24 protein-coding genes are annotated in these 23,700 nt (G+C 67.2%); 13 read left to right on the plus strand and 11 right to left on the minus strand.

The features are described 5' to 3' along the window. Positions 1-44 precede the first annotated feature (44 nt). Together EV655_RS03455 and EV655_RS03460 are read left to right on the plus strand one after the other, a co-directional pair. A complete protein-coding gene (locus tag EV655_RS03455; protein WP_132541862.1) occupies positions 45-998 on the plus strand; it encodes a hypothetical protein in 954 nt (317 codons plus the stop codon). A gap of 21 nt (positions 999-1,019) precedes the next feature. Beyond that, positions 1,020-2,576, plus strand: a complete 1,557-nt coding sequence (locus tag EV655_RS03460) for a phosphate ABC transporter substrate-binding/OmpA family protein (protein WP_132541864.1) — start codon at positions 1,020-1,022, stop codon at positions 2,574-2,576. A gap of 3 nt (positions 2,577-2,579) precedes the next feature. On the opposite strand, the gene radC is transcribed toward EV655_RS03460, so the two are convergent. From radC to dnaK, 3 genes are all read right to left on the minus strand, one after another. After that, positions 2,580-3,347 carry a RadC family protein gene (gene radC / locus EV655_RS03465; protein WP_132541866.1) on the minus strand — a complete coding sequence of 256 codons (768 nt, stop codon included), beginning with the start codon at positions 3,345-3,347 and terminating at the stop codon, positions 2,580-2,582. Positions 3,348-3,409: 62 nt separating this feature from the next. After that, a complete protein-coding gene (gene dnaJ / locus EV655_RS03470; RefSeq protein ID WP_132541868.1) occupies positions 3,410-4,558 on the minus strand; it encodes a molecular chaperone DnaJ in 1,149 nt (382 codons plus the stop codon). 73 nt (positions 4,559-4,631) lie between these two features. Then, positions 4,632-6,572 carry a molecular chaperone DnaK gene (gene dnaK, locus EV655_RS03475; protein ID WP_279389327.1) on the minus strand — a complete coding sequence of 647 codons (1,941 nt, stop codon included), beginning with the start codon at positions 6,570-6,572 and terminating at the stop codon, positions 4,632-4,634. A gap of 151 nt (positions 6,573-6,723) precedes the next feature. Between dnaK and EV655_RS03480 the strand changes: the two genes are divergently transcribed. After that, positions 6,724-7,356: an alpha-ketoglutarate-dependent dioxygenase AlkB family protein gene (locus EV655_RS03480; RefSeq protein WP_132541871.1), complete on the plus strand. Its 633-nt coding sequence runs from the start codon at positions 6,724-6,726 to the stop codon at positions 7,354-7,356. Positions 7,357-7,459: 103 nt separating this feature from the next. Here the strand turns inward: EV655_RS03480 and EV655_RS03485 are convergent, their stop codons facing one another. Together EV655_RS03485 and EV655_RS03490 are read right to left on the minus strand one after the other, a co-directional pair. Next, positions 7,460-7,900: a DUF4399 domain-containing protein gene (locus EV655_RS03485; RefSeq protein ID WP_132541873.1), complete on the minus strand. Its 441-nt coding sequence runs from the start codon at positions 7,898-7,900 to the stop codon at positions 7,460-7,462. A gap of 91 nt (positions 7,901-7,991) precedes the next feature. Then, positions 7,992-8,420, minus strand: a complete 429-nt coding sequence (locus EV655_RS03490; protein ID WP_165905255.1) for a Hint domain-containing protein — start codon at positions 8,418-8,420, stop codon at positions 7,992-7,994. A gap of 686 nt (positions 8,421-9,106) precedes the next feature. Here EV655_RS03490 and smpB point away from each other — a divergent pair. From smpB to EV655_RS03505, 3 genes are all read left to right on the plus strand, one after another. Continuing rightward, a complete protein-coding gene (smpB, locus tag EV655_RS03495; protein WP_132541877.1) occupies positions 9,107-9,583 on the plus strand; it encodes an SsrA-binding protein SmpB in 477 nt (158 codons plus the stop codon). 64 nt (positions 9,584-9,647) lie between these two features. Continuing rightward, positions 9,648-10,511 carry a 3-mercaptopyruvate sulfurtransferase gene (sseA, locus tag EV655_RS03500; protein ID WP_132542127.1) on the plus strand — a complete coding sequence of 288 codons (864 nt, stop codon included), beginning with the start codon at positions 9,648-9,650 and terminating at the stop codon, positions 10,509-10,511. Then, positions 10,505-11,689 (plus strand): amino acid aminotransferase, encoded by a 1,185-nt coding sequence (locus EV655_RS03505; RefSeq protein ID WP_132541879.1) that lies wholly within the window; start codon positions 10,505-10,507, stop codon positions 11,687-11,689. Before sseA ends, EV655_RS03505 begins: the two co-directional genes overlap by 7 nt. An 86-nt stretch (positions 11,690-11,775) precedes the next feature. Here the strand turns inward: EV655_RS03505 and EV655_RS03510 are convergent, their stop codons facing one another. Further along, positions 11,776-13,134, minus strand: a complete 1,359-nt coding sequence (locus tag EV655_RS03510) for an ammonium transporter (protein ID WP_132541881.1) — start codon at positions 13,132-13,134, stop codon at positions 11,776-11,778. Positions 13,135-13,167: 33 nt separating this feature from the next. After that, a complete protein-coding gene (locus tag EV655_RS03515; protein WP_132541883.1) occupies positions 13,168-13,506 on the minus strand; it encodes a P-II family nitrogen regulator in 339 nt (112 codons plus the stop codon). A 259-nt stretch (positions 13,507-13,765) separates the two neighbouring features. On the opposite strand from EV655_RS03515, the gene EV655_RS03520 reads away from it, so the two are divergent. Then, positions 13,766-15,937: a transglycosylase domain-containing protein gene (locus EV655_RS03520; RefSeq protein ID WP_132541885.1), complete on the plus strand. Its 2,172-nt coding sequence runs from the start codon at positions 13,766-13,768 to the stop codon at positions 15,935-15,937. A gap of 21 nt (positions 15,938-15,958) precedes the next feature. Here EV655_RS03520 and EV655_RS03525 read toward each other — a convergent pair whose 3' ends face one another. Next, positions 15,959-16,576: an ABC transporter substrate-binding protein gene (locus EV655_RS03525; protein WP_132541887.1), complete on the minus strand. Its 618-nt coding sequence runs from the start codon at positions 16,574-16,576 to the stop codon at positions 15,959-15,961. Continuing rightward, the gene (locus EV655_RS03530; protein WP_132541889.1) at positions 16,554-17,252 is read right to left on the minus strand and encodes an MlaA family lipoprotein; all 699 of its coding nucleotides are present in this window, start codon (positions 17,250-17,252) and stop codon (positions 16,554-16,556) included. The genes EV655_RS03525 and EV655_RS03530 overlap by 23 nt, the downstream gene beginning before the upstream one ends. A gap of 243 nt (positions 17,253-17,495) precedes the next feature. On the opposite strand from EV655_RS03530, the gene EV655_RS03535 reads away from it, so the two are divergent. The 4 genes from EV655_RS03535 to EV655_RS03550 are packed head-to-tail and all read left to right on the plus strand — an operon-like array spanning position 17,496 to position 20,242. Then, a complete protein-coding gene (locus tag EV655_RS03535) occupies positions 17,496-17,960 on the plus strand; it encodes a RidA family protein (RefSeq protein ID WP_132541891.1) in 465 nt (154 codons plus the stop codon). Then, on the plus strand, positions 17,957-18,721 hold the full coding sequence (locus EV655_RS03540; RefSeq protein WP_132541893.1) for a glycerophosphodiester phosphodiesterase family protein: 765 nt from the start codon (positions 17,957-17,959) through the stop codon (positions 18,719-18,721). The genes EV655_RS03535 and EV655_RS03540 overlap by 4 nt, the downstream gene beginning before the upstream one ends. Before the next feature lie 46 nt (positions 18,722-18,767). Then, entirely contained in the window at positions 18,768-19,952 is a 1,185-nt protein-coding gene (locus tag EV655_RS03545) for a GNAT family N-acetyltransferase (protein WP_132541895.1), read from the plus strand. Beyond that, entirely contained in the window at positions 19,949-20,242 is a 294-nt protein-coding gene (locus EV655_RS03550; protein WP_132541897.1) for a 4a-hydroxytetrahydrobiopterin dehydratase, read from the plus strand. The genes EV655_RS03545 and EV655_RS03550 overlap by 4 nt, the downstream gene beginning before the upstream one ends. A 157-nt stretch (positions 20,243-20,399) precedes the next feature. Here EV655_RS03550 and EV655_RS03555 read toward each other — a convergent pair whose 3' ends face one another. Together EV655_RS03555 and EV655_RS03560 are read right to left on the minus strand one after the other, a co-directional pair. Then, positions 20,400-21,089: a HEPN domain-containing protein gene (locus EV655_RS03555; protein ID WP_132541899.1), complete on the minus strand. Its 690-nt coding sequence runs from the start codon at positions 21,087-21,089 to the stop codon at positions 20,400-20,402. Positions 21,090-21,335: 246 nt separating this feature from the next. After that, positions 21,336-21,824 (minus strand): peroxiredoxin, encoded by a 489-nt coding sequence (locus tag EV655_RS03560; RefSeq protein ID WP_132541901.1) that lies wholly within the window; start codon positions 21,822-21,824, stop codon positions 21,336-21,338. An 81-nt stretch (positions 21,825-21,905) separates the two neighbouring features. Here EV655_RS03560 and EV655_RS03565 point away from each other — a divergent pair, with 81 nt between their 5' ends. Both EV655_RS03565 and rsmD read left to right on the plus strand, forming a co-directional pair. After that, positions 21,906-23,111 carry an NAD(P)/FAD-dependent oxidoreductase gene (locus EV655_RS03565; protein WP_132541903.1) on the plus strand — a complete coding sequence of 402 codons (1,206 nt, stop codon included), beginning with the start codon at positions 21,906-21,908 and terminating at the stop codon, positions 23,109-23,111. Then, complete coding sequence (gene rsmD, locus EV655_RS03570; protein ID WP_132541905.1) at positions 23,108-23,668, plus strand: 16S rRNA (guanine(966)-N(2))-methyltransferase RsmD; 561 nt, start codon at positions 23,108-23,110, stop codon at positions 23,666-23,668. Before EV655_RS03565 ends, rsmD begins: the two co-directional genes overlap by 4 nt. The last annotated feature ends 32 nt before the right edge of the window (positions 23,669-23,700 follow it).

Raw genomic sequence — 23,700 nt, forward strand, 5'->3', positions numbered from 1 at the left:
TCCCGCTTAACCAGGATGCAATCTTGGTACGGCAGGAAAGAGCCATGGGCAGACGAAGAAAACTGTGGCTTCTGGCGATCGGGCTGGCCTTGCCGGGCCTGGTGGCCCTTGGCCGGCACATGGACCTTGGCGACCCGATTTCGGTTGGCGAACCGGCCCATCGCTCCGCATCGCTATCGGGCCTCGAACCTCTGGCTGCGCGCGCCGGGGGCCTGCCCACCCTGCCCGACGACCCGGCCGGTCCTGCGGTCCTGCACCCGATCCCCGTTCGTCTTGCCATCGGAACAGACGACCTTGTGACCGGCGCGCAACTCGCCATGCCGGCCTATGGCGTCTCGGGCCTGCCTTGCCGCCCCAGCCTTGTGGCCACCCCGATCGGCGCGGCGGTGGTGCGGCTGGTCCTGTCGGCGCCCTGTCGCCCCGGCAGCCGCGTCACCGTTCACCACGATCTGATCAGTTTCACCGAACGGACCGACCAACTGGGCCTACTTAGTGTCGAACTGCCTGCGATGACCCCAACTGCCGCCTTCCTGGCCGAGTTCGACGACGGTGTCACGGTGCGCGACACGGTCTCGGTTCCCGCGGCAGCCGGGCTGACCCGGGCCGCGCTGATCACGCGGGGCGATAGCGGCATGCACCTTCACGCCTTCGAGGCGGGCGCCGGGTTCGGCGGCGGCGGCCATGTCTGGGCTGACGCACCCCGGGGTGATGGCGCTGCGGGGACGATTCGCATCCTCGGCGATCCTGCAGTCGAGAACGGACACCGGGTCCAGATCTACACCGCCCCGGCCGCTACCCCCGTCCCCCGCCTGTCGGTCGAGGTCGAGGTGACCCGGGCCAACTGCGGCCGGCGGGTCGAGGCCGAAACCGTGCTTCCCGACGCTGACGGGCGAATGGGTACGGGGGTCGTCACCTTCACCCTGCCAGGATGCGAGTCGGTGGGGGAATTTCTGGTGTTGAAAAACCTGCCCCAAGGCCGGAAACTCGCCACGAACTGAGGCGGTCCGGTCCCTGCAGACATGCGTTTTTTCGGATGCGCGGTGGTCCTCGCCGCGCTGTGTCATTCCTTCTGCCCCTCCCCCGCTCGCGCGCAGGACGTCACGCTGACCTCGCGCGACGGGTCGGTCGAGATTAGCGGCACGCTGATCGGCTTCGATGGCGAGTTCTACAGGGTCGATACGATCTATGGGCCCCTGACCCTGGACGGTCAGGGCGTGGTCTGCACTGGTCCCGGCTGCCCGGACATGGAGGCACATGTCGCGCGATTCCGCCTGTCCGGCGCGCCCGCTCTGGGCGAGGTGCTAATCCCCGCGCTGATCGAGGCCTATGCGGTCCAGCGCGGGCTTGCCGTCACGCGGGACCGGGCCGGGACGGATACATCCTTGGTGCTGACTGACAGCGATGCGGGGTACGCGGTGGCCGAGATCGCCGTGGGGGTTGGCAGCACCGAGGAAGGCTTTGCCGATCTGCTGGCCGATGCGGCGGACATCGTGATGGCCGCGCGCGAGCCCCGGCCCGAAGAATTGCGGCGGCTGGTCGAGGCAGGTTATGGCGACCTGTCCGATCCGGCGCGGCGCCTTGTCGTCGCGCTGGACGCGATCGTGCCGGTGGTGGCGCCGGGCCAGCCCGTTCAGGCGCTGGCCATCGACGACCTGATCGGCATCGTCACGGGCAAGATCGTCGACTGGGCGGCGCTGGGCGGCCCTGACGCCCCGGTGAGCGTGCATCTTCTCGACCGGCAGAACGGGATGCAACAGGCGGTGGTGCTGCGGCTCCTCTCGGGGGCGCCGCCCGCCCCGTCGGCCCGGCGCCACAAGGGCACGGCCGCGCTTGCCCAGGCGGTGGCGCGCGATCCCCTGGGGATCGGCCTGACCCGGCTTTCGGCGCTCGGCGCGGCGCAGCAAGTGCCGCTGATCGGCGGCTGCGGGATGCGCCTTGTTGCCACGCGCCAGTCGGTCAAGACCGAGGACTACCCCTTTGTCGCACCGCTGTTCCTGTACACGCCCGCGCGCCGTTTGCCGCTTTTCGCGCGCGAGTTCCTTGACTGGCTGGACACGCCCGCGGCGCAACTGGTGATCCGGCGGGCGGGCTTTGTCGACCAGTTGGCCGATACCATCCCCTTCGGCCGCCAGGGTGACCGGCTGGGCCAGGCGATCGCCACGGCCGGCCCCGAGGTGCCGCTGTCCGAGCTTCAGCGCCTCGTGGCGGTGCTGTCGGGGGCCGAGCGGCTGACCAGCACCTTCCGGTTCCGCGAGGGCGGGTCGGCCGAGCTTGACGCGCAGTCCTACGGCAATGTCGGCGCGCTGGCCCGGGCGGTCGAGGCAGGACGGTTCGACGGGCGAGAGTTGATTTTCGCGGGCTTCAGCGATGGCGAGGGGCCGGCCGAGGCCAACCGCCGCCTTGCCCGGACGCGGGCCGAGGCGGTGCGGGACGCCGTGCGTGCCGTGGCAACGGCCGCGGATCCTTCGCGGGTAAAGCTGCGGGTCGAGGCCTTTGGCGAGGCGTTGCCCATCGCCTGCGACCAGAGCGCGTGGGGCGGGATCATCAACCGCCGGGTCGAAGTCTGGCTGCGCTAGCGGCTACAGATAGCCCTCGGCCCGGAAACTCAGCTCGCGCTCCTTGCCGACGATGAGGTGATCGTGCAGCACGATCCCGAGCGCGGTGCAGCCCATCGCGATCTGCTCGGTCATCAGGATGTCCGACTCAGACGGCGTGGGATCGCCCGAGGGATGGTTGTGCACCAGGATCAGCGCCGAGGCATTCAGTTCCAGCGCGCGCTTGACGACCTCGCGGGGGTAGACCGGCACATGGTCGACGGTGCCGCGCGCCTGTTCCTCGTCGGCGATCAGGACGTTCTTGCGGTCGAGAAACAGGACGCGGAACTGTTCGGTCTGGCGATGCGCCATCGACGCATGGCAGTATTCAAGCAGTGCGTCCCAACTGGAAATCACCTGGCGGTGCATGACGCGGGCCCGCGCCAGCCGGTGTGCCGCAGCCTCGACCAGCTTGAGTTCGACCAGCACCGACTCGCCCACGCCCTTGACCTCGCGCAGCCGGGCCACGGGCGCCGACAGGACACCGTTGAAATCGCCGAAGGTCTCCAGCAGCGCGCGGGCCAGCGGTTTTACGTCCTGCCGCGGGATGGCGCGGAACAGCACCATCTCGAGCAATTCGTAATCCGGCATGGCATCGGCCCCGCCCTCCATGAAGCGGGTCCTGAGCCGCTGGCGGTGGTCGCGCAGGTAGGATGGCAGCCGGTCGCCCCGCGACAGCGGGACGGGCTGCGCGTCGGCGAAGATCGGCAGCGGCGGCTCGGAGAAACGCGTGGTGTCATTCGGGCGAGTCATCGCCCCGAGCCTAGGGAAATCATCCTGAACGAAGCGTTAACGCCGCAGCGGATTTTGCGGCGTCAGCTCTTCATCCCCTCCCAGAAGCTCTTGACCTTGCGGAAGAAGGACGACCCCTCGGGGTTGTTCTCCTCGCTCAGTTCCTCGAACTCGCGCAGCAGCTCTTTCTGCCGGGCCGTCAGGTTCACCGGGGTTTCCACCGCAAGTTCGATCAGCAAATCGCCATGCCCGCCACCCCGAAGCGCCGGAATCCCCTTGCCGCGCAGGCGCATCTGCTTGCCCGACTGGCTGCCCTCGGGCACCTTCACGCGCGACCGGCCGCCGTCGATCGTGGGCACCTCGATCTCGCCGCCAAGCGCGGCGGTGGTCAGCGACACCGGCACCCGGCAGAACAGGGTCACGCCATCGCGTTCGAAGATCGGGTGATCCGCCACCTCGATGAAGATGTAGAGATCGCCCGGTGGCCCCCCCCTCAGCCCCGCCTCGCCCTCGCCGGCCAGGCGGATGCGCGTGCCGGTCTCGACGCCCGGGGGGATGTTGACCGACAGCGCCCGGTCTTTCTCGACCCGGCCCGCGCCGCCGCAGGCCTTGCAGGGATTCTTGATGATCTGGCCCATGCCGCCGCAGGTCGGGCAGGTCCGTTCCACGGTGAAGAAGCCCTGCTGGGCCCGCACCTTGCCCATGCCTGAACAGGTCGGACAGGTGGCCGGTTCCGCGCCGCCCGCGGCCCCCGTGCCGCTGCAGATGTCACATGCGACCGAACCGGGCACGTTGATCGTCTTTTGCAGGCCGCGATAGGCGTCCTCCAGCTTGATGCGCAGGTTATAGCGCAGGTCGGATCCGCGGGTGGCCCGCTGCCGCCCGCCCGGGCCGCCGCCCATGAAATCGCCGAACAGGTCGTCGAACACGTTCGAGAAGGCCGAGGCGAAATCGCCGCCACCGCCAAAGCCCGGTCCGCCCGGGCGTGGCCCGCCACCCATGCCGCCTTCGAAGGCGGCATGGCCGAAGCGGTCATAGGCGGCCTTCTTGTCGGGATCCTTCAACGCCTCGTAGGCCGCGTTCACTTCCTTGAACTGGGCCTCGGCGTTGGGGTTGTCCGAGTTTCGGTCGGGATGCAGTTCCTTGGCCTTCTTGCGATAGGCCTTCTTGATCTCGTCGGCCGAGGCGCCGCGGGCGACGCCGAGAACCTCGTAGAAATCGCGCTTTGCCATCAGCTATCCCTCTGTCCGGAACACGCGGGCCGGCCCGGTTTCCCGGACCGGCCGCCTGACATCCGGTCGTGTCCTACGAGCGCTTCCTGTCGTCGTCCAAGTCCTCGAACTCGGCATCGACGATGCCCTCGTCCACGCCACTGGGACCGTCGTCGTCATGGGCGGCGCCTTCGGCCTGCTGCTGCTGGGCCTTGTAGATCGCCTCGCCCAGCCGCATCGCCGCCTCGGAGACGTTCTGGATGCCGCCCTTGATCTTGCCGACATCCTCGGTTTCCAGCGTGTCCTTGAGCGCGGCGATGGCCAGTTCGATCGCCTCGACGGTCGAGGGGTCGACCTTGTCGCCATGCTCCTCGATCGACTTCTCGGTCGAATGGACAAGGCTTTCGGCCTGGTTGCGGGTCTCGACCAGTTCGCGGCGCTTCTTGTCCGCCTCGGCATTCGCCTCGGCGTCCCGGACCATCTTGTCGATCTCGTCGTCCGACAGACCGCCCGAGGCCTGGATCGTGATCCGATGCTCCTTGCCGGTGCCCTTGTCCTTGGCGCTGACCGACACGATGCCGTTCGCGTCGATGTCGAAGGTCACCTCGATCTGCGGCATGCCGCGCGGCGCGGGCGGGATGTCTTCCAGGTTGAACTGGCCCAGCATCTTGTTGTCAGCCGCCATTTCACGCTCGCCCTGGAACACCCGGATCGTCACGGCGTTCTGGTTGTCCTCGGCGGTCGAGAAGATCTGCGACTTCTTCGTGGGGATCGTGGTGTTGCGGTCGATCAGGCGGGTGAACACGCCGCCCAGCGTCTCGATCCCCAGCGACAGCGGGGTGACGTCCAGCAGCACCACGTCCTTGACGTCGCCCTGCAACACACCCGCCTGGATCGCGGCACCCATCGCCACGACCTCGTCGGGGTTCACGCCCTTGTGGGGTTCCTTGCCGAAGAACTTGGTCACCTCCTCGATCACGCGGGGCATCCGGGTCATGCCGCCGACAAGGACCACCTCGTCGATATCCGAGGTCGACAGGCCCGCATCCTTCAGCGCCGCCTGGCAGGGCTTGATCGAGTTCTTGATGAGATCGCCCACCAGACTTTCCAGCTTGGCGCGCGTCAGCTTCATCACCAGATGGAGCGGCGTGCCCGAATCCTTGTTCATCGAGATGAACGGCTGGTTGATCTCGGTCTGGCTGGAGGACGACAGCTCAATCTTGGCCTTCTCGGCGGCTTCCTTGAGCCGCTGAAGCGCCATCTTGTCCTTGGACAGGTCGACGCCGTGCTCTTTCTTGAACTCGTCGGCCAGGTAGGCGACGATCCGCATGTCGAAATCTTCACCGCCAAGGAAGGTGTCGCCGTTGGTGGATTTCACCTCGAACAGGCCGTCGTCGATTTCCAGGATGGTGATGTCGAAGGTGCCGCCGCCCAGGTCATAGACCGCAATGGTACGGGTTTCCTTCTTGTCCAGGCCATAGGCCAGCGCGGCCGCCGTCGGCTCGTTGATGATGCGCAGCACCTCTAGGCCCGCGATCTTGCCGGCATCCTTGGTCGCCTGGCGCTGGGCGTCGTTGAAATAGGCGGGTACGGTGATGACGGCCTGCGTCACGGTCTCGCCGAGGTAGCTTTCGGCGGTTTCCTTCATCTTCTGCAGGATGAAGGCGGAAATCTGGCTGGGCGAATACTTTTCGCCGCGCACCTGCACCCAGGCATCGCCATTGCCGCCATCGACAATGGTATAGGGGACGTGCTTGCGGTCCTTCTCCACCTCGGGGTCGTCGGCGCGGCGCCCGATCAGGCGCTTGACCGCGAAGACCGTATTGTCGGGGTTGGTGACCGCCTGCCGCTTGGCCGGCTGGCCCACGAGGCGCTCGGTTTCGGTGAAGGCGACGATCGAGGGGGTCGTCCGCGCGCCTTCGGAATTCTCGATCACCCGGGGTTGCGAGCCGTCCATGATGGCGACGCAGGAGTTCGTGGTCCCAAGGTCGATCCCGATGACTTTGGCCATGTCTGTTACCTCTTCTTCGGCGATGTTGAGGAGAACAGACCCTGAAAAGGCCTCTGCCCTCCGATCCCAGAATTCGGCCGGGAACTTGTCCCGGCCCCATGTCTCGGGCGTATATAAGGAGGGGTCCGGAGCCCTGCAAGCATGGCTTGTGACAGAAATGTGAGCGTGGTGAACGATGTCCGAAACAGGTCAAAGCGGTCGTCCGGCGCCCGGACTGGTGGTCCGCGGGGTCGAGCTCTACCCGGGCTGGCTGGACCCGCCCGCCCAGCAGGCGATGGTCGAGGCGCTGCGTGCCGTGGTTGCCGCCGCCCCGCTGTTCCAGCCCGAGACGCGGTTCGGGCGCAAGATGAGCGTGCGGATGACCTCGGCCGGGCGGTTCGGCTGGGTGTCGGACCGGCGCGGCTATCGCTACGCGCCGATGCATCCCTCGGGCGGGGCCTGGCCGCCGATCCCGGCCCCGGTTCTGGCGGTCTGGGACGCGATCACCGGCCTCGACCGGCGGCCCGATTGCTGTCTGCTGAACTACTATGCCGAGGGCGCGCGGATGGGGATGCATCAGGACCGGGACGAGGCCGATTTCGGCTGGCCCGTGCTGTCGATCTCGCTGGGCGACCAGGCGCTGTTCCGGATCGGCAATCTCGATCGCGGCGGGTCGACCGAAAGCCTTTGGCTGAGCTCGGGCGATGTACTGGTGATGGGGGGCGAGGCAAGACTTGTCCACCACGGCATCGACCGGGTGCGCGCGGGGTCATCGACGCTCTTGCCCGGCGGCGGACGCATCAACCTGACGCTCCGGGTTGTGGACTAGCATCCGGTCCGGAGGGGGCCGCCCTTTGCGACCCCCCGGGGGCAAGGCTTGTCTCGTTGCGCCACGCCGGACGGCCGGCCGACCTGACCGGCCGGATCTGCCTCTATGGCTGGACCGTGACGGCGATCGGCTCGGACATCACCGGGGGGTCGTGCGGCAGATGCGCCGCATCGCCAAGCAGCAGCCACAGCGAATGTTCGCCCGCGGGCAGGTCCAGCGTCACCTCGGTCTGGCCGCCCCCGAAATGGATGTGGGCGTCGTCGGCTGGTACGGCCACCGAGAAATCGTAGTCCTCCTGCGGAACGTTGATGATGAGGTGGTGGTGGCCCGTCCCCTCGGCCATCGTCCCCGCGGGGGCGACGCCCATGCCTTCCAGACCGAACCGGATCGTCACCGGGTTCGAGACGGTGGCGCCATTCTCGGGGCTGATGATGTAGGCGCGGGCTCCCTCGGGGGCTGGCGTTCGGTCCTGCGCCGCGGCGGGCAGCGCCAGCGTGGCGCAAAGCGCGATGGCGCCGGGGCGCAGCAGTGTAGTGCGGATCATGGCAGACTCCTCCCTGTCTGACGATGTCTGTCCCCCGAGATCCTCTTGCGGGATCGTGATGACCGGAAGAATAGGCCGGGCCGCCCGCCGTTCAATCCTCGGCGGGGGCGGCCGGTGCGCGGGGCGGGATCGGGATCCACAGCCCCGTGACATGCACGTCCACCAGTTCGTCGCAGTGGAACAGCGTGTAGGTGAAGATCGTCTCGGGCTTGCGCATGATCCGCGGCCCCGAGGTCAGCAGGCCGGCCGGTTGCGGGCGCACGCCGGGCTGCATCCGCGGGCCATGGATCCGCTGGGCGGGCGAGACCACAACCTCGGCCAGGGGCAAGCCGGGACCGAAGGCGCCGGGCCGGATCAGGATCGGCAATGCCTCGGGATGGCAGGCCAGAAACGCCTCGTCCAGAACGTAGCGGTCCAGCCAGACGATGCGCTTGAACGGTCCGCGGCGGGTACGGACCCGGTCTCCGACGCGCAGCGTCTGCGCCGGGAAGTCGCCGAAATCGGTCGTGATGCGGGTCATCGGGCCAAAGCCGGGCAGAGTCCATGCCGGGGGCTGACACCGCGTGCCGGACGCCTGTCCCGGCGCAGAGAGTGGGGCGGCGGGGCTGGACACGCCCCTGGTGGAATACGGGTCGGACATCGTCTGCCTTCACGCCGTGGCTGCCGCAATGCTACGCGTCCGCCAATCGAGGGCGGTACCCGCACTGCGTTGGGGTGCACAGGACCGAACAAACCGAAGGCCCGTGCACCCCAAGCAACCACACCACTGGTTACAAGCCCCGAAGGGCCCCCACCCGGGACCGGACGATGCCGTCCCGCGGGTGAGTACGCTCTCGGAATAGGTCAACTCTCGGGTGGAGTCCTGCCGCTTTGTGGAGCTTTGGTGACGTGGCTTCCACAAGGCCGCGAAAGCCGTTTCGGGCCTGTCGTCGCAACGGCGACAGTTGGACCACGCAACCTGACGGAAAGTCAGGTCGATGCCGGTGCCATCCCTGTTTTCGTTTCCCGATGATCAACAATGGATGATGGCAGTTTCGCCACCTTTCGGTCGTTCGCGAAGCGTGGACAAACCGTTTCCGGCGATTTTTCGACGTCTCTTCGGAAAATCCAAGGGGATTCCCTGCCGCACGGACCGCGACTCACCCCAACCACTGCGCCGCCTGACCGCTTCCCCCCCGCGCCGGTTTCGCCTATATGCGCTCCACCATGGCAAAAGCGAAATCCGATCCCAACTACAAGGTGATCGCCGAAAACCGGCGGGCGCGCTACGATTACGCGATCGAGGACGACCTCGAATGTGGGATCATGTTGCAGGGCTCCGAGGTCAAGTCGCTGCGCGAGAACGGCGCCAACATCGCCGAAAGCTATGCCAGCGTCGAGAACGGCGAGTTGTGGCTGATCAACGGCTATATCCCGCCCTACGAGCAGGCCAAGACATGGGGCCACGAGGAACGGCGCCGCCGCAAGCTTCTGGTCAGCCGCAAGGAACTGGCCCGACTCTGGTCCGACACCCAGCGCAAGGGCTACACGCTGGTGCCGCTGGTTCTGTATTTCAACCACAAGGGCGTGGCCAAGCTGAAGATCGGCATCGCCAAGGGCAAGAAGACCCAGGACAAGCGCGCCACCGAGGCGCAGCGTGACTGGCAGCGCCAGAAACAACGCCTGTTGAAGGACCACGGCTGATCGCCTTGCCAGGCGGGCGGCACCGTTTTAAGTGGGAACGGTGCTGCGCGAGGCGGAGGGGTGCATGGCCTGTGACGATCCGAAGACGCTGGTCTCGACCGAGTGGCTGGCGGCCCACCTGAAGGACCCCGACCTGCGCATCCTCGACGGGTCATGGTACCTGCCCACGATGGGCCGGGATGGCCGCGCGGAATACGCCGCCGCCCACATCCCCGGTGCGCGGTTCTTCGACATCGACGAGATGTCGGACCAGCGGTCCGAGATCCCGCACATGGCACCCCCGGTGGAAAAGTTCATCAGCCGGATGCGCGCGATGGGCGTGGGCGACGGCCACCAGGTCGTGGTCTATGACGGTGCGGGGCTGTTTTCGGCCGCGCGGGTCTGGTGGACCTTCCGGCTGATGGGCAAGACCGACATCGCGGTGCTGGACGGCGGGTTCCCGAAATGGCTGGCCGAGGGGCGCCCGGTCGAGGACATGGCGCCCATGGTGCGCGACCGGCACATGACGGTGCAGCGCCAGGCGCATCTGGTCAAGGACGTGACCCAGGTGGCGGCGGCCTCCAAGCTGGGCGATCACGAAATCATCGACGCCCGCAGCCCCGGCCGCTTCGAGGGCCGCGAGCCCGAACCGCGGCCGAACCTGCGGTCGGGTCACATTCCGGGGTCGAAGAACGTGCATTTCGCCACGCTCCTGAACCCCGACGGCACGATGAAGTCGCCCGACGCTCTGCGCGCGCTGTTCGCGGCCGCGGGCGTGGACCTGAAGAAGCCCGCGATCACGTCCTGCGGGTCGGGGGTGAACGGGGCGATGCTGAACCTCGCGCTGGAACTTGTGGGCCACCGCAACCACGCGCTTTACGACGGGGCCTGGACGGAATGGGGCATGTATAACGATCTGGCGGTCGAGACGGGGCCTGCGAAATGCTGAACCTGCTGTCCCCGCAGACGCCCGACAAGATCATCGGCCTGATGCAGGCCTTCCGGGCCGATCCGCGAACGGACAAGATCGACCTGGGCGTGGGGGTCTACCGCGACGACGAGGGCCGGACCCGGGTGTTGCGTGCGGTCAAGGCCGCCGAGGAACGGCTGTGGCGCAGCCAGGACACCAAGGGCTATGTCGGGATCGAGGGCGATCCGGCTTTCCTCGACGCGATGCGGGGGCTGGTGCTGGGCGGTTCCGTGGCGCCCGAGCGGGTGGCGGCGGTCGCCACGCCCGGCGGCACGGCGGCGGTGCGGATCGCGCTTGACCTGGTCCGGCTGGCCAACCCCAAGACGCGGGTCTTCGTGCCCGATCCGAGCTGGCCGAACCATGCGGCGATCATCGGGTTCGTCGGCCTCGAACGGGTGGATTACCGGTACTACGATGCCGTGGGACGGACGCTCGACATGGCCGGCCTGCTGGCCGACCTGGAACGGACGGGGCCCGGCGATGTCGTGATCCTGCATGGCTGCTGCCACAACCCGACCGGGGCGGATCTGAGCGCGCGGGACTGGGCCGAGGTGGGCAAGGTGCTGGCGCGGACGGGTGCGCTGGTGATGGTGGACCTCGCCTACCAGGGGTTCGGCGCGGGGATCGAGGCGGATGCGGCCGGGCTGCGCGCGCTGGCGGCCAGCCTGCCCGAGATGCTGGTCGCGGTGAGCTGTTCCAAGAATTTCGGTCTTTACCGTGAACGGGTTGCGGCGATTCTGGCGGTGTCGGCCGATGCGGCGACCGCGGGGTTGGTGCGGGGCAACCTGTCGAACCTGAACCGGCAGACCTATGCCTTTCCGCCCGACCATGGCGCGCGGGTCGTCACCGAGATATTGGGGGACGCGGCGCTTTGCGATCAATGGATGGTTGAGCTCGACTCGATGCGGTTCCGGATGCAGGAGTTGCGCACGGCGCTGGCTGAAACCCTGCGCGACATCAGCGGATCGGACCGGTTTGCCTATCTGGCGGGGCAGCGGGGCATGTTCTCGCTGTTGGGTGCCAGTCCCGTGCAAGTCGCGAAAATGCGTGACGAAAAAGGGGTTTACGTGATCGGGGATAGCCGGATGAACGTGGCCGGCCTGACCGAGGCGAACATCCCGCGGGTGGCCGAGGCGATGCTGGCTGCGGGGCTTTAGGGCGCCGCGACCGATTATCGGAATTCCATATGGCAAAACGGCGGGGCCTTGGCCCCGCCGTTCGCGTTTCGCACGACCCCTTCGGATCAGCTGTGATAGGCCGCCTCGCCGTGGCTTGTGAGGTCGAGGCCCTGACGCTCGCTGTCGCTGTCGACCCGCAGGCCCACGGTCATGTCCACGAGCTTGTACAGGACCAGCGAGACCAGGCCGCACCACACGATGGTGACGCCCACGGCCTGTGCCTGGATGATGGTCTGGCCGATCGCCGAATAGTCGTCGCCACCCTGGCCGCCGAACATCGAGCCGCCGAACAGGCCGGTGCCCAGCGCGCCGACGATGCCGCCGATGCCGTGGATGCCGAACACGTCCAGGCTGTCGTCATAGCCGAACTGGTGCTTCACCTTGGCCACGAAGAGATAGCAGATCGGCGACACGATCAGACCCAGGAGGATGGCGCCCATCGGACCCAACTGGCCACAGGCCGGGGTGATGGCAACCAGACCGGCGACCATGCCCGAAGCCGCGCCCAGCATCGAGGCCTTGCCGCGCAGCAGTGCCTCGACCGCCGACCAGGACAGAATCGCCGCCGCTGTCGCCACGAAGGTGTTGATGAAGGGCAGGCCGGTGAAGCCGTTGGCCTCGAGGTTCGAGCCCGCGTTGAAGCCGAACCAGCCGACCCACAGCATCGAGGCCCCGACCATGGTCAGCGTCATCGAGTGCGGCGCCATGTTGTCCTTGCCCATGCCGATCCGCGGTCCGATCAGGATCGCGCCCACCAGGGCCGCCACGCCGGCGTTGATGTGCACCACGGTGCCGCCCGCGAAGTCAAGCGCGCCCATGTTGAACAGCAGGCCCGCGCCATCCCAGACCATGTGGGCGATCGGGAAGTAGACGAAAGTCGACCACAGCGCCACGAACAGCAGCACCGCCGAGAACTTGACCCGCTCGGCGAAGGAGCCCACGATCAGCGCCGGCGTGATGACCGCGAAGGTCATCTGGAACGCGATGAAGACATATTCGGGAATCACCACCCCATCGGTGAAGGTAGCCGCCGTCGAATCGGGCGTCACGCCCGACAGGAACAGCTTGCCGAGGCCGCCCCAGAACGGTGAGGTGCTGCCGCCGAAGGCGAAGGAATAGCCCCAGAAGACCCAGATCACCATCATCATGGCGGAGATCAGGGTACATTGCATCAGGACCGACAGCATGTTCTTGGTGCGCACGAGGCCGCCATAGAACAGCGCAAGACCCGGCATGGTCATGAAGAGGACCAGGATCGTCGCGGTCATCATCCAGGCGACATCGCCCTTGTCCATGGTTTCGCTTACCTCGGCCACGGCCTCGACGACCTCTTCGACCACGGTGGTATCCTGCGCGAGGGCAGGAAGGGCCGCAGCCGCGGCCAATGCCGCCGCGAGGCCCAGGGTTTTCTTGATGTTCATCATCTTCCTTGTCTCTCTATCCCTGAAATTCGCGCGTCAGATCGCGTCTTCATTGGTTTCGCCGGTCCGCACGCGCACCGCCTGGTTCACGTCGAGGACGAAGATCTTGCCGTCGCCGATCTTGTCGGTCTTGGCGGTCTTCGCGATCGTCTCGACGACCTGATCGGCCATGGCGGACGACACGACGATCTCGAGCTTGACCTTGGGGACGAAGTTCACGGCGTATTCCGCGCCGCGGTAGATTTCCGTGTGGCCGGACTGGGAGCCGAAGCCCTTGATCTCGGTCACCATCATGCCGCGCACGCCAATGGCGGTGAGCGCTTCCCTCACCTCCTCCAGCTTGAACGGCTTGATTGCAGCAATGATCAGTTTCACGTCATGACCCTTCCGGTTCTGGCAGGCGGTCCTGCGGGATTTCACGAGGCAAGGAGGGGCCGCAGGGGCGGGGGAGACAAGAAAACCCCGGCGTCGGGGGCGGGTGAGGCGCGGAAGTTTGCACATTTTTTGCACATAAAGATTTGGACGATTAATTTTTATGCGTAAATGAAAGGGCCCTTGCGCGTGCCTGGGAACTCCACATTGCCGTGCGGGCGGGGTATGGTGCCGAGAGGCAGGCAGAACAATCGGAACGGCAATGAGCAGCAAGGGCCGCAGAACACCGCCGCTGGTGGCGGAACGGCGCTATACCGGCAAAAAGGCGCCCGCCAAGAAGCGCGCGCCCACGCGCCGCGGATCGGGCGGCGGCCGGCGGCGCACGGCGCGCCGGCACAGCAATCCAGTGGTGGCGGCGATCACGGGGCTGTTTCGCTGGATCCTGCGGCTTGTCTGGCGCATCGGCTCGCGGCTGGCGCTGATGACGGCATTGGTGGTTGGGCTTGCGGTGCTGTACTTCCACGTCCAGCTTCCGCCGGTCTCGGCGCTGCTGGACGGGCGCAACCGCGGGTCGGTGACGCTTCTGGACCGGCATGGCGAGGTCTTTGCCTGGCGCGGTGAACAGTTCGGCGGGCAGATCAGCGCCGGCACCGTGGCGCCCGCCCCGAAACACGCGGTCATCGCCACCGAGGACCGCCGCTTCTATCGCCATTTCGGGGTGGACCCGCTGGGCGTTGCGGGGGCGGTGCGGATCAACCTGTCCGAGGGGCGGGGGCCGTTCTCGGGCCATGGCGGGTCGACCATCACGCAGCAGACCGCCAAGCTGCTGTGCCTGGGCGTGGCCTATGACCCCAAGCAATGGAAGAGCGAGGCCGAGTACGAGGCCGATTGCCGCCGCACCACCCTGGGCCGCAAGGCCAAGGAGGCGGTCTATGCGATGGCAATGGAGGCCAAGTATACCAAGGACGAGATCCTGACGATCTATCTGAACCGCGCCTATCTGGGCGCCGGGGCGCGCGGGTTCGAGGCCGCGGCGCAACGCTATTTCGGCAAGTCGGCGAACCAGGTGACGCCGTCCGAGGCGGCGATGCTGGCGGGGCTGCTGAAGGCGCCGACGACCTATGCGCCGACCAACAACCTGGAACGCTCGCGCAACCGGGCGAACCTGATCCTGGGGCTGATGCAGGACCAGGGCTATCTGAGCGCCAAGGACGCGGCGATCGCCAAGGCCAACCCGGCGGTGCTGTCGCAGGCGGCCGAATCGCGCTCGGGCGGGTATTTCGCCGACTGGGTGATGGGCGCGGGCCCCGATTTCCTGACCCGGGACACCACCGAGGACGTGATCATCCGCACGACCTTTGATGCGCGGCTGCAAAAGGCCGCCGAAGACGCGCTGCGGGACGTGTTCGAGACCAAGGTCAAGCCGGGGTCGAAGGCCGAGGCGGCGATCGTGGTGATGTCGGCGGATGGCGCGGTCAGGGCAATGGTCGGCGGGCGCAAGACCAGTATCGGCGGGTTCAACCGCGCGACCATGGCGCTGCGCCAGACCGGGTCGGCGTTCAAGCCCTTCGTCTATGCCGCGGCGCTGGACCTTGGCTTCACGCCGAACGCGACCGTGGAGGACGAACCCTACACGATCAACGTGCCGGGGTCGGGGCGCTATTCGCCCGAGAACTATGACCGCCGGTTCCACGGACGGGTGACGCTCACCGAGGCGCTGCAACATTCCTACAACATCCCCGCGGTGAAGGTGTCGGAATCGGTCGGGCGCGAGAACGTGCGCCGGATCGCGGCCGATTTCGGGCTGGACAGCGACCTGGCGCTGGGCCCGGCGCTGGCGCTGGGGGCCTCGGAATCGACGCTGATCAACATGACCGGCGCCTATGCGGGCATCCTGAACGGCGGGTCCAGCGTGACGCCCTACGGGCTGGTGGATCTGCGGCTGAAGGGCGAGCGCGAGCCGCTGATGGGCCAGGACGGCGGCATGGGCGAACGGGTGATCTCGGAACGCGCCGCCCGCAGCCTTGTCTACATGATGACCCGGGTGATCGAGGCCGGCACCGGGCAGCGCGCGAAACTGCCCGGCTGGCAGGTCGCGGGCAAGACCGGCACCACCTCGGCGGTGCGCGACGCGTGGTTCGTGGGCTTTACCGCCGAGTATGTGGCGGGCGTCTGGATGGGCTATGACGACAACACGCCGATGTCAGGGGTCACCGGCGGCGGGCTGCCCGCCGACATCTGGCGCGAGGTCATGGTGCGGGTGCATGACGGGCTGACGCCGCGGCCGCTGCCCATGCTGGTGCCCGAGCCGCCGGAGAACGCCCCGCGGCAGGAGGCCCGGCCGCATGGCGAGGCCCGCCCGGGTGGCGGCGACATGGCCGAACGCATCCTGCAAGAGGTGCTGGGCGTGATCCTGGGAACGAACCGGAACTGAAATCCGCGCCCCGCCCGGGCCTCAGCCCATGCGGCGCAGGTCCTGGATCAGCGCATCCAGATTGCCGCGGCGCTGGTCGAGCAGGGCGCCGATCTCGGTGCGCTCGGTCGCCAGCATGTTCACGCCTTCGATGAAGATGTTGAAGAACAGGTCGCGCCCGGACCGGTCGGAGACCAGGAACACCACGTCGAAGGGCGCCTGGCCGCGCAGCATTGCCGTGGTCTTGACCTCGTGGAAATTCTTGTAGGGCCGCGCCTCGCGCACCTTGAGTTCGCCGCCGATGAATTCGCGGAAGCGGCGTCCATACTTGCGCGAGATATAGCCCTGGAAGGCGCCGGTGAAGGCGCGCATCTGCGCCGCGCTGGCCGAGCGCGCGGCCACCCCCAGCGCCGAACGCGCGATGATCGGCACGTCGGCGTAACGGGCAAAGATCCGCTCGAACTCGGGCAGCATCTGCGCCTCGGACCGGCCGGAATTGATGACGCGGTTGATGTCGCCGATGACCCGGTCGATCAACTGAGCGGCCTGATCGGTGGTCAGGGCGTCCGCCCCGCGCGGCAGCGCCAGCAACACACCCGCGCCAAGACCGGCGGCCAGCAGGTGGCGGCGGCGGGGATCAGCGGGCGGGAACGTCGGCATAGGGGTCCTCATACGGGTCGAAATAGTTCGGCTGGGCGCCGCGGCCAAGCTGGAACCGCCGGTTCTGAAGATAGATCTGGCGGCTTTGCGCATAGCTGTCGGCACTGTCGTAGAGAATCGAGTCGACCAGGTCGCGCCGTTCGTAGCGCTGGTTGAGCCCCGACAGTGCCCGCGAGCCCGCCGCCGTGTCGCGCTGGTCGGCATGGGGCAGGTGGCGCAGCGGGTTCATCGCGAAGTCGACCACGCGGCCCAGCGTGTCGCGACCGGTCGAGGGGCCGAGTACCGGCAATTCGACATAATCGCCCTCGGCCACGCCCCAGACATGCAGCGTCTCGCCAAAATCGGTCGTGATCGCGGTCGCGCCCATCGCCGTTGCGGGATCGAACAGACCGCCGATCCCGATGGTCGAGTTGATCAGGAAGCGCGTGGTGTTCTGCGCCGCATCGCCAGGGCGCAGTTGCAGCAGGCTGTTGATCACCGCGCCCGGCAGCGACAGGTTCGAGGCGAAATTGCCAAGGCCGGTGCGCATGGGGCGTGGCACCACGCTGCCATAGGCGATGGACGCCGGGCGAACCACGGTCCGGTCGAGCGCCACGTTCGCGCGGTGCATCTCGCGGTTCTGCGCCTCGTGCGGATCGGACAGGCCGGTGGGAATCGGCGCGGCACAGCCGGCCATCAGGACAAGCGCCAGAGTTGCCGCAAGAAGGCGCGGCCGGTGAGACGGGACTATCGCGAACCGGGACAAGGGCGGAATCCGGACCAGACCTAGACAACCGGGCTACCGAACCATGCCCGGCCCCGGATCTCAAGGCCCAAGACCCCGACCTTGACAGGGAAACGTCTTCATTTTTCGGTTTCGCCCGGCCGGACCCGGCTGTAGCGTCGGCAGCCAACAGGAACAGTCTCCCGGAGAGCACCCATGAGCGGACGAATCGAGGCCCGGCTGGCCGAGCTTGGCGTCACCCTGACCGAGGCCCCGGCCCCGGCGGCGAACTATGTGCCCTATGTCGTCTCGGGCGACCTGGTGTTCGTCTCGGGCCAGATCGCGATGGAAAAAGGCACCTTCATCACCGGCAAGCTGGGCGCCGACATGGACGTGGCGGCGGGTGCTGCAGCGGCGCGGACCTGCGCGATCAGCCTGCTGTCCCAGGTCCGGGCGGCCTGCGGCGGCGATCTGGACCGGCTGCAGCGGGTGGTCAAGCTGACCGGTTTCGTCAACTCCACCCCCGAGTTCGGCGACCAGCCGAAGGTTGTGAACGGCGCGTCCGATTTCCTGGTCGAGGCGCTGGGCGATGCCGGGCGCCATTCGCGCTCCGCGGTCAGCGCGGCGTCGCTGCCCTTTGGCGTGGCGGTCGAGATCGAGGGCATCTTCGAAATCCGATGACCGCGCTGCCCCCGGCCTTTCTGGCCGCGCCGATCGCCCACCGGGCATTGCACGACCGCACGGCGGGCCGCCCCGAGAACTCGATCGAGGCGGTGCGCGCGGCGGTCGCAGCGGGCTTTGGCATCGAGATCGACATCCAGCCCGCCCTGGACGGGGCGCCGATGGTGTTCCACGATTACGACCTGAAGCGGCTGACCGGCGCCACGGGGGCCATTTCCCAGCGCAGCCGGGCGGAACTGCGCGAGTTGCCGCTGCTGGGCGGGGTCTGCGCGATCCCGACGCTAGAAGACGTGCTGGACGAGGTCGCGGGCCGGGTACCCCTGCTGATCGAGATCAAGGACCAGGACGGCGCGATGGGGCGCGGCGTCGGTCCGTTGGAACGCGCGGTGGCGCGGGTGCTGGCGGGCTATGACGGGCCCGTTGCGCTGATGTCTTTCAACCCCCATTCGGTGGCGGAGCTGGCCGAGGCCGCCCCGGACATCCCGCGCGGGCTGACCACCTGCGCCTATCAGCGGCCGGGCTGGCCCGCCCTGCCCGGCCCGGTGCGCAGGCTGCTGCGCGCGATCCCCGATTTCGACAGAGTCGACGCCGCGTTCATCTCGCATCGCTGGTCCGACCTCGCGCGGCCGCGGGTGGCCGAACTGAAGGCGCAGGGCGCGGCGATCCTGTGCTGGACGACCCGCAGCCCAAGGGACGAGGCCGCGGCGCGGTCGGTCGCGCAGAACGTCACCTTCGAGGGCTATGTCCCGCCACTGGCTTGACCCGGGCGGGCCCCGGCCCATCTGACCCCGAGGCAGGGGAGCAGGGATGACCGCGGCGCAGGTGGAAATCGAGGTCTTGTCGTCGCTGGCGCAGATCGCGCCCGGGGACTGGGATGCCTGCGCCTGCCCCGAGGCCACGGGCGGCGGTCGGCCCGACGATCCGTTCACCACGCATCGGTTCCTGAAGGCGCTGGAGGACAGCGGGTCGGTCGGCCCGGGCACCGGCTGGCATCCTCAGTACCTGGTCGCCCGGCAAGGCGGCGCGGTCATCGCCGTCGCGCCGCTTTACGCCAAGACCCACAGCCAGGGCGAATACGTCTTCGACCACAACTGGGCCCATGCCTATGAACGGGCGGGCGGGCGGTATTACCCCAAGCTGCAGATCGCGGTGCCCTTCACGCCCGCCACGGGCCGGCGGTTCCTGGTGCGTCCCGGGGCCGAAGACACGGGGATGGCGGCGCTGGTGCAGGGCGTGGTCAAGCTGGCCGCGCAGAACCGCATTTCCTCGGTCCATGTCACGTTCTGCACCGGGGCCGAGGCCGGGGCGGGGGTTGCCATGGGGCTGATGCACCGCGTCACCCAGCAATTCCACTGGGAAAACCACGGCTATGCCGATTTCGACGGCTTTCTCGAGTCGCTGTCTTCGCGCAAGCGCAAGAACATCCGCAAGGAACGCGCCACCGCGCAGGGATTCGGCGGCACGATCACGGCCTATGCGGGCGATGCGATCCGGGCCGAGCACTGGGATGCGTTCTGGCGGTTCTACCAGGATACCGGCGCGCGGAAATGGGGCACGCCCTACCTGACGCGGGCGTTCTTCGACCGGGCGCACGAGACGTTGCGGGGCGACATGCTGCTGGTGCTGGCCGAACGCGACGGGCGGGCGGTGGCGGGTGCGCTGAACTTCATCGGGCGGTCGCGGCTTTACGGCCGCTACTGGGGCTGCATCGAGGACCATCCCTGCCTGCATTTCGAACTGTGCTACTATCAGGCCATCGACCACGCCATCGCCCGGGGTCTCGACACCGTCGAGGCCGGGGCGCAGGGCGCGCACAAGCTGGCCCGCGGCTACCTGCCGGTGGCGACCCATTCGCTGCACTGGATCGCCGATCCGGGGCTGCGGGCCGCGGTCGGCCAGTTCCTGCGCGCCGAGCGCGACGCCGTCGAGGAAGAGATCGAGGTGCTGACCGACTATGGTCCGTTCAGGAAAACCGTGACGGAGGAGACATGACCGACAAGCTGACCGAGGCCCAGCGCGCGGCCGACCTGGCCCCCCTTCTGGCGGCGGGCTGGCGCATGGTCGAGGGCCGCGATGCCATCGCCCGGACCTACAATTTCGCGAATTTCGTCGAGGCCTTCGGCTTCATGGCCCGCGCCGCGCTGTGGGCCGAAAAGCTGAACCACCACCCCGAATGGTTCAACGTCTACAAGACCGTCGAGGTCACGCTGTCGACCCATGACGCGGGCGGGCTGACGATTCTGGACGTGGAACTGGCCCGCCGGATGGACGCGCTGGCCTGAGGGGGATGCGGAGGAGTGGGTAGGTTTGAGCCCATGTCGACAGATGCCACATGGGTCGCGAACGACCGGTTTGCCGCAGACGTGAGAACCGGCGGGGTCATATTTGCAGAGATCCCTTGTCACAAACATTTCCAAGCCAAGTGCCCGCTAATTATTATCATTCCACCTCATCTGACTTAATCAGCTCTGGATCGACGTGGTCGGTTAGCATCTTGCAAAGGACGACATCGACCGCCAAGAGCAGGCCGTCAGCGGAGTCTATGTCTTTGAGAACTTCTGCGTTGAGACAGAAGTCTTGTCTCGGGTTGTGAACTAATTCGTGGCGAAGAGAAAAAATCCTCTTTAGGCTATTCAGGTATTCCGGCTCAAAGCAGACTGCGGTCTCTGGCCGATCCTTTATTCGTATTTTTAGGCCAATAGCTTCTCCCCAAACACTCTTGCCCAGAAATTTTGAAAAGACCCTATCTATCTTGTCTGTGTTTTGAAACGACGCATCGCTCGAAACCAGTTCAAGAGGATGAATCTGCCGCTTATAGATGTCGATCAAGTCTTCGATGTCATACTTTATGTTGTGGATGTTCTTTAGTTTGGGGATAAAAAAATCTGGGGCGCACTGCCTAAAAATAGCGTCAAGCATGTCCCTGAAATAGACTTCGACATGCGTCACGAACGTAATGACGACACTTCGCTCCAGAAGCTTAGAATGTGTGCTCGCTGTTGTATTCTCGAGCAAATCCTTTCCTGCCTCTTTGCACTGGTCGACCGCATCTCGAAGGTTTCGATAGGGACGCGAGTGCCTAAGCGCTCGTGTCTCGCGATTTGAAAGAACTTCATCAAAATCCGGCACGCAACGCTCCTGTTAGACGTTAATATGATATTCTCTCCAATTGGTCTTGTATGCAAGTAGCAAGAACTTGGACGAGGCGCGGACATCTCGACTTGGCAAGGTGGTGTCGTGCCAGCCATGTGAGCGGCCATTGGTGCCAGAACCATGAACGGCAGCAAAGTCCCGCAAATCGCCCCCCCCACCCGTCCCGCCCGACGCCTGATCTCGCGCCGGGCAGGCAGGCCGGTTGACCTGCGGGGGGTGGCGTCAGATCGCCTCGAGCATCGCTTCGCCCGCCGACACGCCACATTCGCCGGGGCTTTCTTCCAGGTTCAGCACCTTGACCACCCCGTCCTCGACCAGCATCGCATAGCGTTTGGACCGCGACACCAGGCCCACCGGCAGCGCGGTGAAATCCAGGCCGATCGCCTTGGTAAAGGCGCCGTCGGGGTCGGACAGCATGGTGATCCCGGCGGCGGTGGCGCCGGTGGCCTCGCCCCAGGCCTTCATCACGAAGGGGTCGTTGACGGCGACGCAGATCACCTCGTCCACGCCCTTGGCGGTCAGCTTGTCCATCACCCGCACGAAGCTGGGCACGTGCGCCGAGTGGCAGGTGGGGGTAAAGGCGCCGGGCACGGCAAAGATCACGACCTTGCGGCCCTTGACCCTGTCGGACAGCGGCACCTCTTGTGGCCCCTCGGCGCCGAGCCGGATGAAGGTGGCCTCGGGCAGGCGGTCGCCGGTGGAAATCGTCATCTTTGTCCCTCCTCTTGGATTGCAAACGGTTTCACCCGTCAGATAGGGTCTGGCCCGGATCATGCCAGAGCGGAAGGCCCAATGTCCCACATCGTCATCATCGGCGCCGGTCAGGCGGGCGCGGCGCTGGCCGCGAAGCTCAGGGCGTTGAACCATGCCGGCCCGATCACCCTGATCGGCGAAGAGGCCGCGCCGCCCTACCAGCGGCCGCCGCTGTCCAAGAAATACCTGCTGGGCGAGATGGCACTGGAACGGCTGTACCTGCGCCCGCCCGAATTCTATGCCGAGAACGGGATCGAGTTGCACCTGGCCGAGACGGCGGTGGCGGTCGACCGCGCCGATCGCAGGGTGATCGCGGGCGGCAGGGCGATTGCCTATGACCAGCTTGCGCTGACCACGGGCGCGGTGCCGCGCCGGCTGCCCGGGGCCATTGGCGGCGAACTGGCGGGCGTGCATGTGGTCCGCACGCTGGCCGACGTGGACGCGATGGCGCCCGACTTCCTGCCCGGCGCGCGGGTGCTGATCGTGGGCGGCGGCTATATCGGGCTCGAGGCCGCGGCGGTTGCCGCGATGAAGGGGCTGGAGGTCACGCTGGTCGAGGCCGCCGACCGCATCCTGCAACGGGTGGCCGCGCCCGAAACATCAGCCTGGTTCCGCGCCCTGCACCGCGCCCACGGGGTTGACCTGCGCGAGGGGACGGGGCTGGTGCGGCTGATCGGCGAGGGGCGCGTCACGGGGGCGGAACTGACCGACGGCACCGTGCTGGAGGTGGATTTCGTCATCGCGGGCATCGGCGTGACGCCCGCCACGGAACTGGCCGAGGTCGCGGGGCTGGCCACCGAGAACGGCATCGCGGTGGACGCGATGGGCCGGACCTCGGACCCGCGGATCTGGGCGGCGGGCGATTGCACCAGCCTGCCCTTCCGCGGGGAACGCATCCGGCTGGAGAGTGTGCAGAACGCCATCGACCAGGCCGACGCGGTGGCGGCCAACATGCTGGGCGCCGGGGTGCCTTATGACCCGAAACCCTGGTTCTGGTCGGACCAGTATGACGTCAAGCTGCAGATCGCGGGGCTGAACACCGGGTATGACCGCGTGATCCTGCGCGCCGGGGACCGCGAGGGCAGCGTGAGCCACTGGTATTACCGCGGCGCGGAGCTGCTGGCCGTGGACGCGATGAACGACCCGCGCGCCTACATGACCGCCAAGCGGCTGATCGAGGCGGGCCGCTCGCCCGACCCTGCGACGGTGGCCGCGGGCGATCTCAAGGCGCTGATGGCGGCGTGAGGATCATTGCGGGGCGATACCGGGGCCTTGGCCTTGCCTCGGTCGGCAAGGGCGATCCGGGCGCGCATCTGCGGCCGACCGCCGACCGGGTGCGCGAAAGCCTGTTCAACCTGATCGTGAACGGGGGCTATGGCGACCCGGTCACGGGCGCGCGCGTGCTGGACCTGTTCGCGGGCACCGGCGCGCTGGGGCTCGAGGCGCTGTCGCGGGGGGCGGCGCAGATCACCTTTGTGGAGGACGGGGCCAGGGCGGCCGCGCTGATCCGCGAGAATGTGGCGAAATGCCGGGCCGCGGGCGAGACGGCGCTGATCCGGCGCGATGCGACGCGGCTGGGCGCAAATCCCGGCGCGGCGTTCGACCTGGTGTTCCTCGACCCGCCCTATGGCAAGGGGCTGGGCGAACGGGCGCTGGCCGCCGCGCTGGCGGGCGGCTGGATCGCGCCGGGTGCGCTGATCGTCTGGGAGGAAGGCGTCGAGGTCGTGCCGCCCGGGGACCTCGTGCCGCTGGATACAAGGCGCTATGGCGATACCGTGATCTCGATCCTGCGCCACGGCTGATCCCGCTTGCGGCGCCCCGGGCGGGTCCCCAT

The organism is Rhodovulum euryhalinum (genome assembly GCF_004342445.1).
Lineage (GTDB): Bacteria > Pseudomonadota > Alphaproteobacteria > Rhodobacterales > Rhodobacteraceae > Rhodovulum > Rhodovulum euryhalinum.